The organism is Tychonema sp. LEGE 06208 (genome assembly GCF_015207505.1).
GTDB lineage: Bacteria > Cyanobacteriota > Cyanobacteriia > Cyanobacteriales > Microcoleaceae > Microcoleus.
Genome location: NZ_JADEWT010000036.1, coordinates 1 through 14,241, shown reverse-complemented (window position 1 = coordinate 14,241; position 14,241 = coordinate 1). Strand labels below are relative to the sequence as shown.

The 14,241-nt window shown below is 43.8% G+C and carries 13 protein-coding genes; 7 read left to right on the top strand and 6 right to left on the bottom strand.

Translation table 11 applies throughout. From position 1 onward, the window contains the following. Positions 1–138: 138 nt before the first annotated feature. Both IQ263_RS11940 and IQ263_RS11935 read right to left on the bottom strand, forming a co-directional pair. The gene (locus tag IQ263_RS11940) at positions 139–4,347 is read right to left on the bottom strand and encodes a tetratricopeptide repeat protein (protein ID WP_194067619.1); all 4,209 of its coding nucleotides are present in this window, start codon (positions 4,345–4,347) and stop codon (positions 139–141) included. Between the two features lie 17 nt (positions 4,348–4,364). Then, complete coding sequence (locus IQ263_RS11935) at positions 4,365–4,598, bottom strand: hypothetical protein (protein WP_194067646.1); 234 nt, start codon at positions 4,596–4,598, stop codon at positions 4,365–4,367. Between the two features lie 251 nt (positions 4,599–4,849). On the opposite strand from IQ263_RS11935, the gene IQ263_RS11930 reads away from it, so the two are divergent. Beyond that, on the top strand, positions 4,850–5,809 hold the full coding sequence (locus IQ263_RS11930; protein ID WP_194067618.1) for an RluA family pseudouridine synthase: 960 nt from the start codon (positions 4,850–4,852) through the stop codon (positions 5,807–5,809). Between the two features lie 53 nt (positions 5,810–5,862). On the opposite strand, the gene IQ263_RS11925 is transcribed toward IQ263_RS11930, so the two are convergent. After that, entirely contained in the window at positions 5,863–6,900 is a 1,038-nt protein-coding gene (locus IQ263_RS11925; protein WP_194067617.1) for a protein-L-isoaspartate O-methyltransferase family protein, read from the bottom strand. A 209-nt stretch (positions 6,901–7,109) separates the two neighbouring features. On the opposite strand from IQ263_RS11925, the gene IQ263_RS11920 reads away from it, so the two are divergent. The 4 genes from IQ263_RS11920 (at position 7,110) to IQ263_RS11905 (ending at position 10,216) form a co-directional block, all read left to right on the top strand. Beyond that, positions 7,110–7,265: a hypothetical protein gene (locus IQ263_RS11920; protein WP_194067616.1), complete on the top strand. Its 156-nt coding sequence runs from the start codon at positions 7,110–7,112 to the stop codon at positions 7,263–7,265. 197 nt (positions 7,266–7,462) lie between these two features. After that, positions 7,463–9,349 (top strand): albusnodin/ikarugamycin family macrolactam cyclase, encoded by a 1,887-nt coding sequence (locus IQ263_RS11915; protein ID WP_228049991.1) that lies wholly within the window; start codon positions 7,463–7,465, stop codon positions 9,347–9,349. Between the two features lie 60 nt (positions 9,350–9,409). Next, a complete protein-coding gene (locus IQ263_RS11910) occupies positions 9,410–9,685 on the top strand; it encodes a PqqD family protein (RefSeq protein WP_194067614.1) in 276 nt (91 codons plus the stop codon). Positions 9,686–9,796: 111 nt separating this feature from the next. After that, complete coding sequence (locus IQ263_RS11905) at positions 9,797–10,216, top strand: lasso peptide biosynthesis B2 protein (protein ID WP_194067613.1); 420 nt, start codon at positions 9,797–9,799, stop codon at positions 10,214–10,216. A gap of 9 nt (positions 10,217–10,225) precedes the next feature. Here IQ263_RS11905 and IQ263_RS28490 read toward each other — a convergent pair whose 3' ends face one another. Next, positions 10,226–10,396, bottom strand: a complete 171-nt coding sequence (locus IQ263_RS28490; protein WP_228049990.1) for a hypothetical protein — start codon at positions 10,394–10,396, stop codon at positions 10,226–10,228. Positions 10,397–10,529: 133 nt separating this feature from the next. Between IQ263_RS28490 and IQ263_RS11900 the strand changes: the two genes are divergently transcribed. Continuing rightward, on the top strand, positions 10,530–11,888 hold the full coding sequence (locus IQ263_RS11900; RefSeq protein WP_228049989.1) for a cyclic peptide export ABC transporter: 1,359 nt from the start codon (positions 10,530–10,532) through the stop codon (positions 11,886–11,888). Positions 11,889–12,065: 177 nt separating this feature from the next. Here IQ263_RS11900 and IQ263_RS11895 read toward each other — a convergent pair whose 3' ends face one another. Beyond that, the gene (locus tag IQ263_RS11895) at positions 12,066–12,824 is read right to left on the bottom strand and encodes a phycobilisome rod-core linker polypeptide (RefSeq protein WP_194067612.1); all 759 of its coding nucleotides are present in this window, start codon (positions 12,822–12,824) and stop codon (positions 12,066–12,068) included. Positions 12,825–13,116: 292 nt separating this feature from the next. Next, entirely contained in the window at positions 13,117–13,713 is a 597-nt protein-coding gene (locus IQ263_RS11890; RefSeq protein WP_194067611.1) for a phycobiliprotein lyase, read from the bottom strand. A gap of 228 nt (positions 13,714–13,941) precedes the next feature. Between IQ263_RS11890 and IQ263_RS11885 the strand changes: the two genes are divergently transcribed. Continuing rightward, positions 13,942–14,112 carry an NblA/ycf18 family protein gene (locus IQ263_RS11885; RefSeq protein WP_194067610.1) on the top strand — a complete coding sequence of 57 codons (171 nt, stop codon included), beginning with the start codon at positions 13,942–13,944 and terminating at the stop codon, positions 14,110–14,112. Positions 14,113–14,241 lie beyond the last annotated feature (129 nt).

Below are 14,241 nucleotides of genomic sequence, written 5' to 3'. Positions count from 1 at the left end.
CGAATATTTTCACAAAAACCCGGTTTCTGAGCCCATGCGTCACACCAAGAAACCGGGTTTTTTCCCGAATCTGCGTGTCGCAACGAATATTTTCACAAAAACCCGGTTTCTGGGCCCCCATCGTAAATCCTGTCACAATTAATCTGCTCCCTCCTCCTCTGTTTCACTGGCTTTCTGAATAGCTGAAAACCACTCTCCCGGACACTCATCACCCGTAAACTCTCGCCAAATTACCTGAAACTGACTGTCTCCCAACTGCTTGAGCATCCGCCCTAAATCTGTGATATCGGAGCAAACCCATTCAGAGTTATGCTCGATGTCAATTTTTAAGGCTTGAATGTAAATTTTCACCGCCTCCGTCCAATTCGATTGGGCTTCTAAGGTTCTGCCCCATGCAGTTAGAGTTGAGGAAGCTTGAGGCAAATCATTTGCTGCGCTCATAGCTGCAAATGCTTTTTGGAAATAGGCAAGAGCATCATCAAAGCGCCGTTGCTCTTGGGCTACTACTCCCAGATTGTGATATTCCTTAGCAGCGTTGTGAGAATCCCCCGCCTCTTCATAAATTTGGAGAGCTTTATTGTAAAAAGCGATCGCATCATCAAAGCGCCGTTGCAATTGGGCTACTACTCCTAGATTGTGATAGTCGCTAGCAGCCCTGTGAGAATCCCCCGCATCTTCATAAATTTGGAGAGCTTTATTGTGAAAAGCGATCACATCATCAAAGCGCCGTTGCTCTTGGGCCAATACTCCTAGATTGTGATAAACAGCAGCAGCCTTGTGAAAATCCCCCGCATCTTCTGTAATTTTGAGAGATTTGTTGTAAAAAGCGATCGCATCGTCAAAGCGCCGTTGCTCTTGGGCTACTACTCCTAGATTGTGATAGTCGCTAGCAGCTCTGTGAGAATCCCCCGCCTCTTCATAAATTTGGAGAGCTTTATTGTAAAAAGCGATCGCATCATCAAAGCGGCGTTGCTCTTGGGCTACTACTCCCAGATTGTGATATTCCTTAGCAGCGTTGTGAGAATCCCCCGCCTCTTCATAAATTTGGAGAGCTTTATTGTAAAAAGCGATCGCATCATCAAAGCGCCGTTGCAATTGGGCTAATCTTCCCAGTTGGTCATAGTCGCTAGCAGCCCTGTACAAATCCCTCGCATCTTCACTAATTTGGAGAGATTTTTTGTAAAAAGTGATCGCATTGTCAAACCGCCGTTGCTCATGGGCTATGATTCCCAGTTGTTGATAAACAGCAGAAGCGGAGTAAGCATCCCTTGCGTCTTCAAAAATTTTGAGAGCTTTGTTGGAAAAAGTGATCGCTTCCTCAAAGCGCCGTTGCTGTACGGCTACTCTTCCCAGTTCGTGATATTCCTTAGCAGCATTGTAAAAATCCTGCTCATCTTCACTAATTTTGAGAGCTTTGTTGTAAAAAGCGATCGCTTCCTCAAAACGCTGTTGCTGTAAGGCTACTCTTCCCAGTTGGTGATATTGATTAGCAGCGTTGTGAGAATCTCCCGCATCTTCTCTAATTTTGAGAGCTTTGTTGTAAAAAGCGATCGCATCTTCAAAGCGCCGTTGCGCTTCGGTCACCATTCCCAGTTGGTGACACATAACAGCAATATTGTTATTGAGTAAGGGGTCATTTAAAGCTGCAAGTTCATCTTGAATTTCTTGATAAACTGCTCTTGCTGTTTCCAAATCAGCACTTAGAAGAGCTTCATTCGCATCCTCTCCCCGCAGATGCATCCAGAAATTAAAAGCATCTTTACCCTTCGCCTTGGCTTGTGCCAAATCGATGCCCACGTTCTTTAGCCCTTGTTCTCGTAGCGACTTAAGTTCCGGTTTGCGTCCCCACCGTTCATACACCTCTCGCAAAGCTTGCATAATTGCTTGAGCATAATTCCATTGCTGTTGCTGTTCTGCCAGTCGCAATTGTTGCAATAAATTCGGTTCTTCCACTCGCAGCACAAAGCTTGCCAGTTCTGCATTGCCGATTAATTCCTGATGGTATTTATACGCCAACATTGCGTAGAAAAACAGCAACTTTTTTTCCAAGTTACTGATTACCTCCTGCGAACCCATTTTGTCTAACTGTTGTCGCAGATACCAAGGCAATGCCGGGTGAATTTGGTAAATAGTTTCCCCCAAATGTTCCAAAATTCCTGCCGCAGTCGCTTCATTCAACAGTACAATCCAATCCGATTTCTGCAAATTTTCCCCAAACACCGCCTGATATGCTTGTCCAAAATCACTATCAGGACTTTCTGAAAAAGTATGAAGCCAATGTGCATCAACTCGATCGCAAAATAGTCCTAAAAACGGCAAATGCAGCCGTGCCCGTGCGGACAAATTAGCAAAGGAATAATCCAGCGACACCGTTAGCGATTTCTCCCTCCCTTCCTCCTCTGCACCCTGGAAAGTATCCAATCCCCGCCGCAGCGCCTCAATCAACTGCACCGGAGTCTGCGCCTTCAAATGCCGCAACACCACCCTCAGCGACAGCGGATGTCCCCCCAACAGTTTCAGCAACTCCAGATATTCCCCAGGCAATTTCGCCCTGTCAACCCCCGCTTCCTTCAGAATCCGCGCCGCCAACTCTTCCGCATCCGGCTGCACCAATCCCCGCAACTCCCGCAGCGCGTAACCGCAATCCAACCAATTTTCCTCGCGCCGACTCGTAATCAGCACCCAAGATTTCCCCCCGCGCAACTGTTTCAGAAACTGTTTCAAACTTTCTCTTTCCCCAGCAGGTACAAGCGGCGGATTTCCCTGGGGAAACCCATTTACCGGTTCAAAATTATCCCAAATCAGCAAACAAGGATTAGTTTGCAAATATTTTCGCACCACATCTTGCTGTTTTTCTGCCGTAGCTGAAGCGAATTTTTCGCCCCACTTTGCCCTACCAATTTGATTGATTACCTGACTCAATCCCGCACCGCGTTCAAAGGAAGTGAAGAAAACGCCACTTTTTCGCCCCTGAGTATCACCCAACCACCGCGCAAAACCTCCGGCTAACTCAGTTTTCCCAACGCCGCCCATCCCCTGCAACAATACAATATGATTTTGGCGAAAAGCTCTTTCCAAACACAAAATATCGTAATCTCGCCCGATAAAACCGTAACCGCTAACTTCTGGCAAATCTACCGCCAGCGTAGCCTCTGTGTCAGATTCCGCCATCAAATCTGCAAAACTCGAAGTCGCAGCTTTCGGCCGAAAAGGCCTGCAAGGTTCCTGTTGATACAGCACCGGCACCAGCCAATCTTGCAGGGGTAACAGCCCTTTGGGACTGTCACGCAGCTTGTCGATGGACATAGATTTGCGCCCCGCCGCCACCGCAGAGGCGATGTCTTGTCCCCGCACCAATTCCCCGTACAGCCGTCCCATAAAGTGTTTCGCGCCTGTCGCGTATACGGAATAAGCCATTGCGACAACGCCTTTCGCGCCCAACTTCACCAACTGTCCCGCCACGGAAGAAAAAGCTTCTTCCCCAGCTTGTCCCGACTTGCAAGCATTGAGAATAAAAATCGGCACGCGGCAATCAGTCAAATATTGGGCAATTTCCCTTGCAGTAACTATTTCCGGTTCGCCGTCATTATCTTCAAAGACTAAAACGCCTTCTCCCGATTTGCCGTACTGAGTTTGAACAGTTTTGCTGTCAGCTTGAAAGTCTCCATGTCCGTCAAAATGCACGATATGATAAAAGCCTTTCCGCGCGTTAAGTTCTGCTTCAAACTGCTTTAAACTAGGCGGACGCAATACGGTGAGATTTACCTGTTTTTGAATAGGTTTGAGTGCCTCTAGCATGGGGCGGGCGATGGTTTGAAAATTAATATCGCGCTCTCCATAGGGTCGAGCAATCACTAATAAAATATTTAATTGTTCGTCAGACATTGTTCCCAATTCTGCCCGAACTGCATACTCGCTCAGACTGCGATACATCCCCGCCAGCAAAGGTGCGAGAAATTGATAATCTGGAGCAAACAGCAATTCCCAGGGCAAATTGAGCACGGCTGGATTGTCGGAAACAATACTAATTTCGCATTTATCTAATCCGGCTCGTGTCGCTTCCTGAAAAAACTCCCGCGCTTTCTCGCTGCTGCGAAATACTAAGTCAAATAGTTGCTGTCCCCAAGCTTGCAATTTCTGTTCAATTTTTTTAGCATTTTCCGGTTCAAGTCCGTAGGGAAAGCGCAGATATTCTTCGAGATACCAGCGCAAATCGGCTAATACCTTGCTGTCAAAGGGATGTTCAAAGGTGACGGGAGGGGCGGTTCGGGGTGCTGAGTTGCCCCGCTGCCAGAATAGTTGGATGCAATCTGTATCGTGGTTGATGCGTAGGGAGTTTTCTGCCATTTTTGTTGCGGCTGGATTTAAGTTATTTTTATAATAAATTTACTCATTACCAGCAAAGAAACCGGGTTTTTTGCAGTTTCTGTGAAGGATGTTGGTAAAAACCCGGTTTCTGGGTACTCGTCAGCTCCTTTAACCGGCTCGGCTAGCTGCAAGACGATGATTTCCACATCTCCCGGTGGCATATTCACAGGTTCCACAACTACCAAGTTGCCAGTTGCATCGATTTTACCTCTAAGCTTATATGCTTGCATGGTAATCTCCGATAAATATGTTTCTATTATAGGACATAATAACTTGCTTCCTTACTACTCCTCTTCAACATCTGGACTATTGAAATATCGAGCTAAAATATTCTCAATAACAATCTGATCCGTAGCCGTAGAGTACCTCGCCACCCTTAAATCCCTAAGAAAAATCGACAATCTAATAGCAACGCACTTTACATTAAGGTATAATTGTATATCGATGATCGATCACCAATTACCAATTACAAATAAACTAAATGATAGAAATAGACACGGAACAAATGTATACAGTCGAAAATACAGGGGAATTGAATCAAAATAATGTTAATCAACGATTAGATATTTGGCTGTCAAACCAGATACCAGATTTATCCCGATCGCGCGTGCAAACCCTCATATCACAAGGCCACGTCAAAGTCAACGACCAAACCTGCACCTCGAAAAAAATATCAGTCAAAACGGGCGATCGCATCCACCTCACCTTACCCGAAGCCCAGCCCACAAAATTAGAACCCCAAGCAATTCCCCTCGACATCCTCTACGAAGACGACAGCCTAATTATCATCAACAAACCAGCCGGATTAGTCGTCCACCCAGCAGCAGGACATCAAGACGGCACATTAGTCAACGCCCTCTTAGCCCATTGTCCCCTAGCAGAAATCGGCGGAGTTCAACGCCCCGGAATCGTCCACAGATTAGACAAAGATACAACAGGTGCGATCGCGATCGCCAAAACCGACATAGCCCACCAACACCTGCAAGCCCAACTGAAAACCAAAACCGCCCGCCGCGAATATTTAGGCGTAGTTTACGGAGTTCCTAACACCGAAACAGGCACAATAGACCTACCAATCGGTCGGCATCCCACAGACCGCAAAAAAATGGCAGTAGTGCCAGAAGAAAAAGGCGGCCGCCCCTCAGTTACTCACTGGACAATCAAAGAAAGAATCGGCAACTATTGCTTAATCCACTATCAATTAGAAACAGGCCGTACCCATCAAATTCGCGTCCACACAGCCGAAATCAAACATCCCATTATCGGCGACCCGATGTACAGTTCCAACCGTTCCATCGGCGTAAATTTAACCGGACAAGCCCTCCACGCCTGGAGGCTGCAATTGCAACATCCCTTAACTGGAGAGTTGATTGAGGCGATCGCACCTTTACCAGATCAATTCAACACCCTGTTGAAAATATTGCGGTTGCGCCGTTTGTAGTAAGGACTTTAGTCCTTTCTTTTTTTATTCAGAAAGAAGGACTAAAGACCTTACTACAGCGTTACCCCTACTTGATAGCCGCACTCAACGTAGTTTAAAACAGGTCGCAACTGCTCAAAACTCGGTCGCCCACTGGTACGCCAACTGGAAATCCAGTCTGAAACCTTTACTGCCGCCTCGCGTTCCCCAGCCGCAGCATAACCCTCGCCCCACAGAGACAGCAAAGCCAGACTTCCGGGCTGACTGCAACCAATAGCTGGTCCGAGAGTCGGCGTATATGCACTTGTCAGACCCTCTGGATAGGTAGCCAACAAGTAAGCGCGCAAAGCTTCCACATCCTCATCGGGGTCGAGAGGGCTGTCCTGGTGTGAAGCTACTTGCATCAATTCAAGGATTTGTTCTGCTTGCTCCCTCTGTTGTTCTTGTCGCAACCACTCAGCACTAGCCCAGATTACATCTGTCTCCATTTCAGGATCTTCTATCTTAATTTCAGCTTTAATGTCGGCATCTTGAGCAGGGCCATACCAGCGAGTTAAGGGTTTATCAGTTAAGGGGACAAATCCCCCAGGAATTACCCGTTCTCCCACCAGGTTTTTATTGGTATCCAAACGCACGCGGGCGATCGCTGTAGTAGCAGCTAATTGCCTTAATCGGACAGGTGCGACAATTAACCCACCCGGAGATAATTGTTCAATCCAGGTGTGTGGGAGTAGATCCGCGGTTGCCCACACAATAATGCGGTCAAAAGGTGCTTCTGTTGAGTAGCCCTCTCGACCATCTGCCACCACAACTTTTACATTAGCTAAATTATCTTTGGCTAATAAACTGCTGGCACGTTTAACCAGATTTGAGTCTACATCCAAAGAGACGACAAAGCCGTCAGAACCGACAAGGTGAGCCAACAAAGCCGTACTGTAACCTGAACCCGTCCCCACTTCCAAAATCCTCGCACCTGGCGATACCTGTAAAAGCCGTAATGCTGCAGCAATGACTGTTGGAGAAGAACTTTGGGGAATCGGTTGCCCGTCTGGTTGTAAAACATAGCCATCCATCACAACATCGGTCAAGGCATAGTCTACTGTATCGCTCATGTTTTTTCTCTCTATTCAAATATTTTGCTGTATCTCTTTGAGTTTTATTTTTAATTTTATTCGATATTGTAAATCTCAATTGAAAAGCTTTTTTAATACCTCAAGGTATCTACGATAAAAAAAAAACTATGAATGCTTTGAGCCAAAACTTGCTGGCTTAGTGATATATTTATAAAAGCAGTTACTAAAAGCTGAAAAAGGAGAAGTGTATGAACACCGATCATCAATCATTACAAAACCAAGCTCAAGATATCAAACTGAAGCCATATAAAGCTCCCCAACTATTGCCACTTGGCAACGTAGTTGAAGCCACGTTGGGTGGTGGTTTAGCTGACACGCGAGATCAGAGAAGATTCTACTGGTAAGTAGGGTATCTTATGGTTGTAACGTTTCCGCTTGTTCTGTAGACTATAGCGCGAGCGTGGTGCTCGCGCTACAGAATATTTTCACAACAGCATGATAAATACTGTTTTCAACAACTAATAATAAAAAAAGTTGTGGGTAGTTTGAGAGTAAAAACTTACAGGTACTAAGACTTTATAACAACAAGTTTTGATCGGCATTGTATAAAATTCAAAGCTTAATTAAAGATATGAAGCAAACAATGTTTCGTTGGTTTTATGGCTTTTTAGCTGAAGCTGAAGATGTTGCTCTAGCTTTCGCAAAGCCTTGTAACTCTCAGATTATATGGAAAGATAAAAGTTATCTTTTCCTCTGCGGGTCTTGGAAGAAAACTGACTATTTTTACTTATCTCAGGGAGAAGTCGAGCTGGCGATTATTGGTCGATTATTGATACATAGTGAGCCTCTATTTGACCAAATTAATTTGGCTGTAAGAACTAAAGATTACAGGATTTTAATGAAGTTGCCAGGTAATTACAACCTTATTGTCAAAGATGGGAATCAAAATTATATTTTTACAGATAGAGCAAGCCTTAAGCCCATATTTTACACGGTAAAAAATTCTTCGATCGTGTATTCTTCGCATTGTGTTGCGATCAAAGAACTGATCGATGCAAAAGTAAATTTATCTTGGCTTGCTGCTTGGCTAATGTATCCTGGAATGATAGGTATAGATAAAAATTCCTCTCCTTTTTGCAACATACAAATAGTTCCTCCAGGCCACTATCTGCAAGTATCCCCTGGCAAGGTTGTCTGTGAGCCATACTGGACAGAGCCAACAGAGCTTAAAGACAGGTTAGAAGCAGCCGAACAGTTACGAGAACAGTTGATCGCTGCTGTTGAACGAAGAGTAGATTTATACGACATTGTAACTAGCGATCTGAGTGGTGGTATGGACTCTACCAGCTTATCTTTAATAGCGGCTAAAACTTTAGCTAATCAGGGTCGTAAATTGCACACTATAACGTTTGCAAGTAGTTCTGTTACTGAGCTGGAAGATTTAAAGTATGCACAGCAGGCGGCTAGTTTTTATCCCAATATTAGCTCCGTAGTTTTGGATAGTAACAAATTTCCTATGGCTTATAGCAATCTGGATGAAATGCCAATGACCGATGAGCCTGCGCCAGTTGCGACTACCTTGGGCCGATTTCTCTATGGTCTAGAAGTCGTTAAGTCGAAAGGCTCTCAGTTGCATCTGAGCGGAGATGGTGGTGACGCAGTTCTTTTGGCACCCTATTCATATCTGGCAGATCTTGTTCAGAATGCACATTTAGGTACACTAATTCGGCATTCTTTTGGTTGGGCAAAAGTTAAAAATATTTCACCAATAGCTTTAATAAGTAATTCTGTAAAGCTGGCAACTACCTCTTACCGTCGTTGGCTGTTGCAGCAAACTAAAAAACTAAAAAGTGGTCAAATATCATATGAACAAATTCAGAAAATTATAGCTTGGTCTAGTCCTCCAAGTTGTGCTAGTTGGTATACACAAAAAACCACTGAGTTGGTCATACAGCAGTTACAACAGTACATGGCAGATGCTAAACCATTTTCAAACCAGCCAGGTCAGCATGGTGCTATTGAGAGTATTTATGCTATGGGGCGCAGTTGCAGGATTCTCCAGCAGGTAGCTGAAATTTATGGCGTCAATCTAGATGTCCCTTATTTGGACTCATTGGTAGTTGATGCTTGTCTCTGTGCAAGAACTGAGGAAAAAACCACTCCATTTATGTTTAAGCCACTACTACATGCAGCCTTTCGTTATGATTTACCAGAGATTATACTAAACAGAACAACTAAAGGTGACTACACGCGTGATATGTTTGACGGCATACGGCAGAATCAAACCCAGGTTAATGAATTGCTCCAAAGTTCCTGTTTAGCAGACCTTGGATTAATAGACCTAGAAAAATTTAGGATTGCAATAGAAAATTTTAGCATGGGATTTAATATAGGTTTATGCCAATTTGAAATTACATTAGAAGTTGAGTTTTGGCTGCGTAGCGTACTTAACTCTAACCATTTTTTTGATCGAGCTTATTTAAAGTGAAAATGCTTAAAGTCTAAAGATGCTAATTTTCATTGTTTGTATTTAACAGGACAAATTACAATGCCAAAATTTTATATTCCCAAATACGTTACCACAACGATACTTGAAGATGTTATAATCTTAATGGATTTACGTAAAAACACTTACTATGCTTTAAAAGACAGTGCAGTTGAATTTTGGCAAGCTTTGGAAAAATATGACTCATTTGATTTGGCAATCAACGAAGTATCAAAATCATATAATGCCTCAAAAGATGTGATTAAAAAAGATATGGAGAATTTTGTTTTTTCTCTGTTAAAAGCTGGCTTGCTTGACAGAAGACCCACCGGTATATAAACTAGCTATTGTGGCTGGCTAAGTAATAATTATAATATTTTTTTAAGCAAGTATAACTGAGTTAAAAACTAGATTGGCAATAAACGTTAGTGTCAGGAGTAAATATCGATCATGAGTAAAATAATGTCATTGAGTTCGATTGACTCAAGCTTAAAATGGGTAGATAGGCTCAGAGGTTTGTTGGCTCTAACCGCAGCACATGTCATGCTACGACTTTTTTCTCTTATAACGATTGTCAAGTTTATTCGCCTAGCAAGACGTTCCTACTTTCGTAAAATGAGCAGGGAAGAAGCAGACACTGCGTGGACAGCCATACATCAATCTAGCTCATTTTATTTGGGAAGATCTGCTTGCTTAGAATTCTCATTAGCTTTCGTACTTTTCGCTTTAAGCAAAGGTCAGTCAGTTTTATGGTGTACAGGAGTGAAGCTTAAACCATTTGAAGCTCATGCTTGGGTAGAGATAGATGGTAAGCCATTTCGTGAACCAGATTATGTGGAACACGATTTGAAAAAAACCCTGGAAATTTAAAATTAATTTCTAGTATTTTATAAAACCCAAAATAAAAATCATTTTTTGAGGTTGAATTATCATGAAGATGATGTGGTTTCTCCTCCAGTCGTCTTGGTTTACAGTTGCGATCGCAGCCCTCACAGGTTCAATCAGCGGGGCTTGTAGCGCTTCATTAATTGCGTTAATTAATAATGCCATTAGTAGCACTGTTAATCAAACAGAACAACTCTTTTTAGGTTTTATTGGATTAGCAACCGTCGCTTTTTTAACTAATCTTACATCTCAGTATTTATTATCTAGTGTATCATAGAATAGCGTTTACGAACTGCGGTTGAAATTAAGTGATTGGATCTTAGCTTGTCCCCTTCGGCATCTAGAAGAAATCGGGACGAATCGGATTATAGCCACTTTAACAGAAGATACCGAAATGATTGGCAACACGATTGGTAGCATCCCCTTTTTGTGGATTGATATTGCACTAATTTTAGGTTGCTTGGTATACTTGTACTGGTTGTCGTGGGTAGTATTTTTAGTGACGGCGATCGCATTAACATTTGCCTTAGTATTGCTGAAAATTTTGTCAGCAAAAGCTCAGGTATTTCTCAGCCTTGCCCGAAAAGAGCAAGATAATTTATTTAAACATTTTCACACGATTACTAATGGAATTAAAGAACTAAAATTAAATAGCAAACGCCATCAAGCTTTTGTCAATGAAGAACTGAAAATTACAGCGGCAGCAACTCTTTATTACGACATTGAATGTGTAAAACTATTCGGTATTTCTAACGGCGTTGGACAATTAATATTCTTGGTAATTGTCGGTTTATTAGTCTTCGCTTTGCCCAAATTTACGCCTCTTAATGCCACTGTTTTATCAGGTTACGTACTTGTCATTACTTATTTAACTGAACCGTTACAGCGAGCGCTTGCTTTGCTACCTGGATTGAGTCGCGCCAGCGTCGCGTTGCACAATATTGAAAAATTGGGGTTATCACTTGCTAGTCGTTCTGAAGCATTTTCTTCTGAACTTCAAACACCGCTTAATTTCCAGAGTATTGAACTCATTGGTATTAGTCATACCTACGGCAAAGAGCAGGAGGAAAGTTTCACATTGGGACCAATTGATTTAAAGTTATATCCAGGAGAAATAATTTTTATTGTAGGTGGAAATGGTAGTGGTAAATCCACTCTGGCAAAACTAATTACTGGACTGTATATTCCTGATGCGGGCGCGATTTATCTCGATGCTAAGATGGTTAGCGATCGTAACCGTCAAGATTACCGTCAGTTGTTTTCTACTGTATTTTATGATTTTTATTTATTTGAACGTTTGCTGGGACTAGATTTAGATAATCTAGATATTCAAGCGGATAATTATCTGAAAAAACTTCAATTAGACCAAAAAATGAAAATTAAAAATGGTCGTTTTTCCACGATTGAACTTTCCCAAGGACAGCGTAAACGTCTGGCACTCCTAACTGCTTATTTAGAAGATCGTCCCATTTATTTATTCGATGAATGGGCAGCAGATCAAGATCCCAACTTCCGAGAAATCTTCTACAAACAACTGTTACCAGAGTTAAAACACCGAGGTAAAACCGTCCTGGCAATTAGTCACGATGACCGCTATTTTGATTTTTGCGATCGCATCATTAAATTAGACTACGGTAAGGTCGTGGAGCCGAATTAACCTGAGTTCGCTGTAACACGAAGTTTTACCACGGCGGAATGTGGGCTAAAAATTATGAGTCCTGAGTTTTGGATTCCAAGTTTATCAAAAAACTCAAACCTCAAAACTCAAAACTCAAAATTCTTTTAGACTCAAAATCGATCGCCCGACACAAATAATCGCACCAGGCAGCATCAATTACCGACGGTAAGGAACCATCGTCTCGATATTGATATTGGCCAACGGCACCCGCTGCGGAGGAGTAGCAGGAGGTGCGACTTGCCGCGCCATACCCAAATAGTTGGACGGATCGCCAGCCTTCGCTTGCTGCTCTTGAGGAACAAAACGGCGAACAGTCGTCTGCCAAATGATTTGCGGGAAGCCTAGCTGCGAGCGGTGGTACTCACCGTAGCGAGGAGTCTTCAAGTTGAAAGGAGTTTCTCCTCCAACACGCTGAGGCAAAATCCGGCGCTGTTGGTAAGGTACTGTATCGTAGCCAAACTTGCCCAGGTACTCTTCGCTATTGACCAACTCGTCAATAAACCCTTGAGGCCCCTTAGTGGCTACCACGATCGACCAAGCAATCTTTTCGCGATCGCTGTACACATCCCGACCCAAAACGCGCTGCACGCACATTTCCACAAATCGGTAGTTGCTGTTAGTTTGGTAATTCCGCTCCAAGAAAGGAGCCGAAGTCGCCAAACCGCGAATGAAATCCCGCACCGTAATCTGGCCGAACTTCAGTTGCGACTCCAAAAACGTTTGGCGGTTGCTCTTGAGGATTTGGTGTTCGCTGTAAATCTGGCGATATCCAGCCCAAATCAAATTTTCCATGTCTCCCGACGAGAGCACGTTTTCAGTTGTGAAAACTCTCGGCTGCTCGTCGCCCCCTATTTCATAACCAGCAACACGCTGATTTTGGCTCTTAGGGGCGTAATTTAACAAAGGAAGCGCCACGTTATAATCTCCGTTATCTCAAATTTCAGAAATAGTTGATACCGCGAGCTGCCAGCATAACGATACAACTAACCAACATACAGATTAGGGGATTCCCGCAATCTAAATCTGGTTTTCCTGATTTTTTGCAACAATCTGTAACATTTGTTGACTTTGGGGAAGTCATTAGTCATTGGTCATTAGTCATTGGTCATTGGTCATTAGTCATTACTTTGGCGTCGTTTCGAGACTCAGCCCACTGCTGACTAATGACTACTGACTGCTGACTGCTGACTAATGACTAATGACTAAATTACCAGCCCAGAGCCGAATAAAACTCGCTGGCGGGCACTTGAGCTCCTGCTGCTTCTGATGTTGCATCCGAGTCTGGTTCCACCCGAATTTCAGTGCAAAAAGTTGAAGTGCTGAAACCGCCAAAGCGCTTGACGCTACTCGTCCGCATCCGCACGTTGGGATTGGCAAACCAAAAACGCTCGATCGAACTCATCGTCTCGTATTCCGTAATCAGCAGCAGCGCATCCTCATCATCCATCTCAAAACGGCCGGCCACCGGCACAATTTCCGCATAGCCCCGTTCCCGCAACATCAAACCCTGCCGCGGATTCTCAGGATCTGGGACGATCGCGAATACGGTAGAGCCCTTGTGATTCTCATCATCCTTATCCCACGCCATAGTGCCGTGCCAAGTCACAAATGCTCCCCCAGCAGCCCGACTCGGATCTACCTCGTGCATCTGGCAAATTTCAGCCACTCGCGCGTCATCCGCACCTAGGGCCGTTACCTGAATATTTGAATCCCCAATCTCCGCTTGGCGGAAAGCGAGGTGGTGAGTGCTCCGCTGAGAACGCCATTCTCCAGCACTACTCTGAAAAAACTCCATTGCATCCATACAAACTAACTCCTTTGGCTTAGGCTTCCCGGTCTTTACGCCTTTTTATGATAAAGCTCTCCCCACTTAGATGTACTTTTGCGGCACAAATTAGTCTCAAAATGTCTACTTTGGACATATTGTCAAGCGAATGTTATGATAGTTTACAATGTAGGAGACACAACAAATCCTGCGAAACGTCATTTCGATCTATCTCGCATCGATCTCAGCAAACTGGAGGAGCGAATTATGGATATGCCTACAACCAGCCTCAGCATGGAACAGCAGTTCAAACTGCAAGTCCTCAGCGAACAAGTCAAAAGCTTAAGCCTAGACCAAGCTCAGGAATATCTGCTAGAAGTTATGCGGCAGAACATGGTCAAGGAAAATTTGTTAAAGTATTGGATGAAGAAAATGTGAACTCTTCGATCGCCCGCAGCACTAGAGCTGCACAACACAACTTTTTTGATAAATTAATCCCCGTACCTGCTTCGCGAGTAGGTGCGGGGACAATTATTTGGGGCATGGGGCATGGGGCATGGGGCATGG

Excerpts from the sequence above, each read along its gene's own strand:
- IQ263_RS11890 (WP_194067611.1), bottom strand. The coding sequence starts at position 13,713 with ATGGATGCAATGGAGTTTTTTCAGAGTAGTGCTGGAGAATGGCGTTCT.
- IQ263_RS11930 (WP_194067618.1), top strand. The coding sequence starts at position 4,850 with ATGATAGAAATAGACACGGAACAAATGTATACAGTCGAAAATACAGGG.
- IQ263_RS11905 (WP_194067613.1), top strand. The coding sequence starts at position 9,797 with ATGAGTAAAATAATGTCATTGAGTTCGATTGACTCAAGCTTAAAATGG.
- IQ263_RS11885 (WP_194067610.1), top strand. The coding sequence starts at position 13,942 with ATGGATATGCCTACAACCAGCCTCAGCATGGAACAGCAGTTCAAACTG.
- IQ263_RS11940 (WP_194067619.1), bottom strand. The coding sequence starts at position 4,347 with ATGGCAGAAAACTCCCTACGCATCAACCACGATACAGATTGCATCCAA.
- IQ263_RS11920 (WP_194067616.1), top strand. The coding sequence starts at position 7,110 with ATGAACACCGATCATCAATCATTACAAAACCAAGCTCAAGATATCAAA.
- IQ263_RS28490 (WP_228049990.1), bottom strand. The coding sequence starts at position 10,396 with ATGGCATTATTAATTAACGCAATTAATGAAGCGCTACAAGCCCCGCTG.
- IQ263_RS11925 (WP_194067617.1), bottom strand. The coding sequence starts at position 6,900 with ATGAGCGATACAGTAGACTATGCCTTGACCGATGTTGTGATGGATGGC.
- IQ263_RS11910 (WP_194067614.1), top strand. The coding sequence starts at position 9,410 with ATGCCAAAATTTTATATTCCCAAATACGTTACCACAACGATACTTGAA.
- IQ263_RS11935 (WP_194067646.1), bottom strand. The coding sequence starts at position 4,598 with ATGCAAGCATATAAGCTTAGAGGTAAAATCGATGCAACTGGCAACTTG.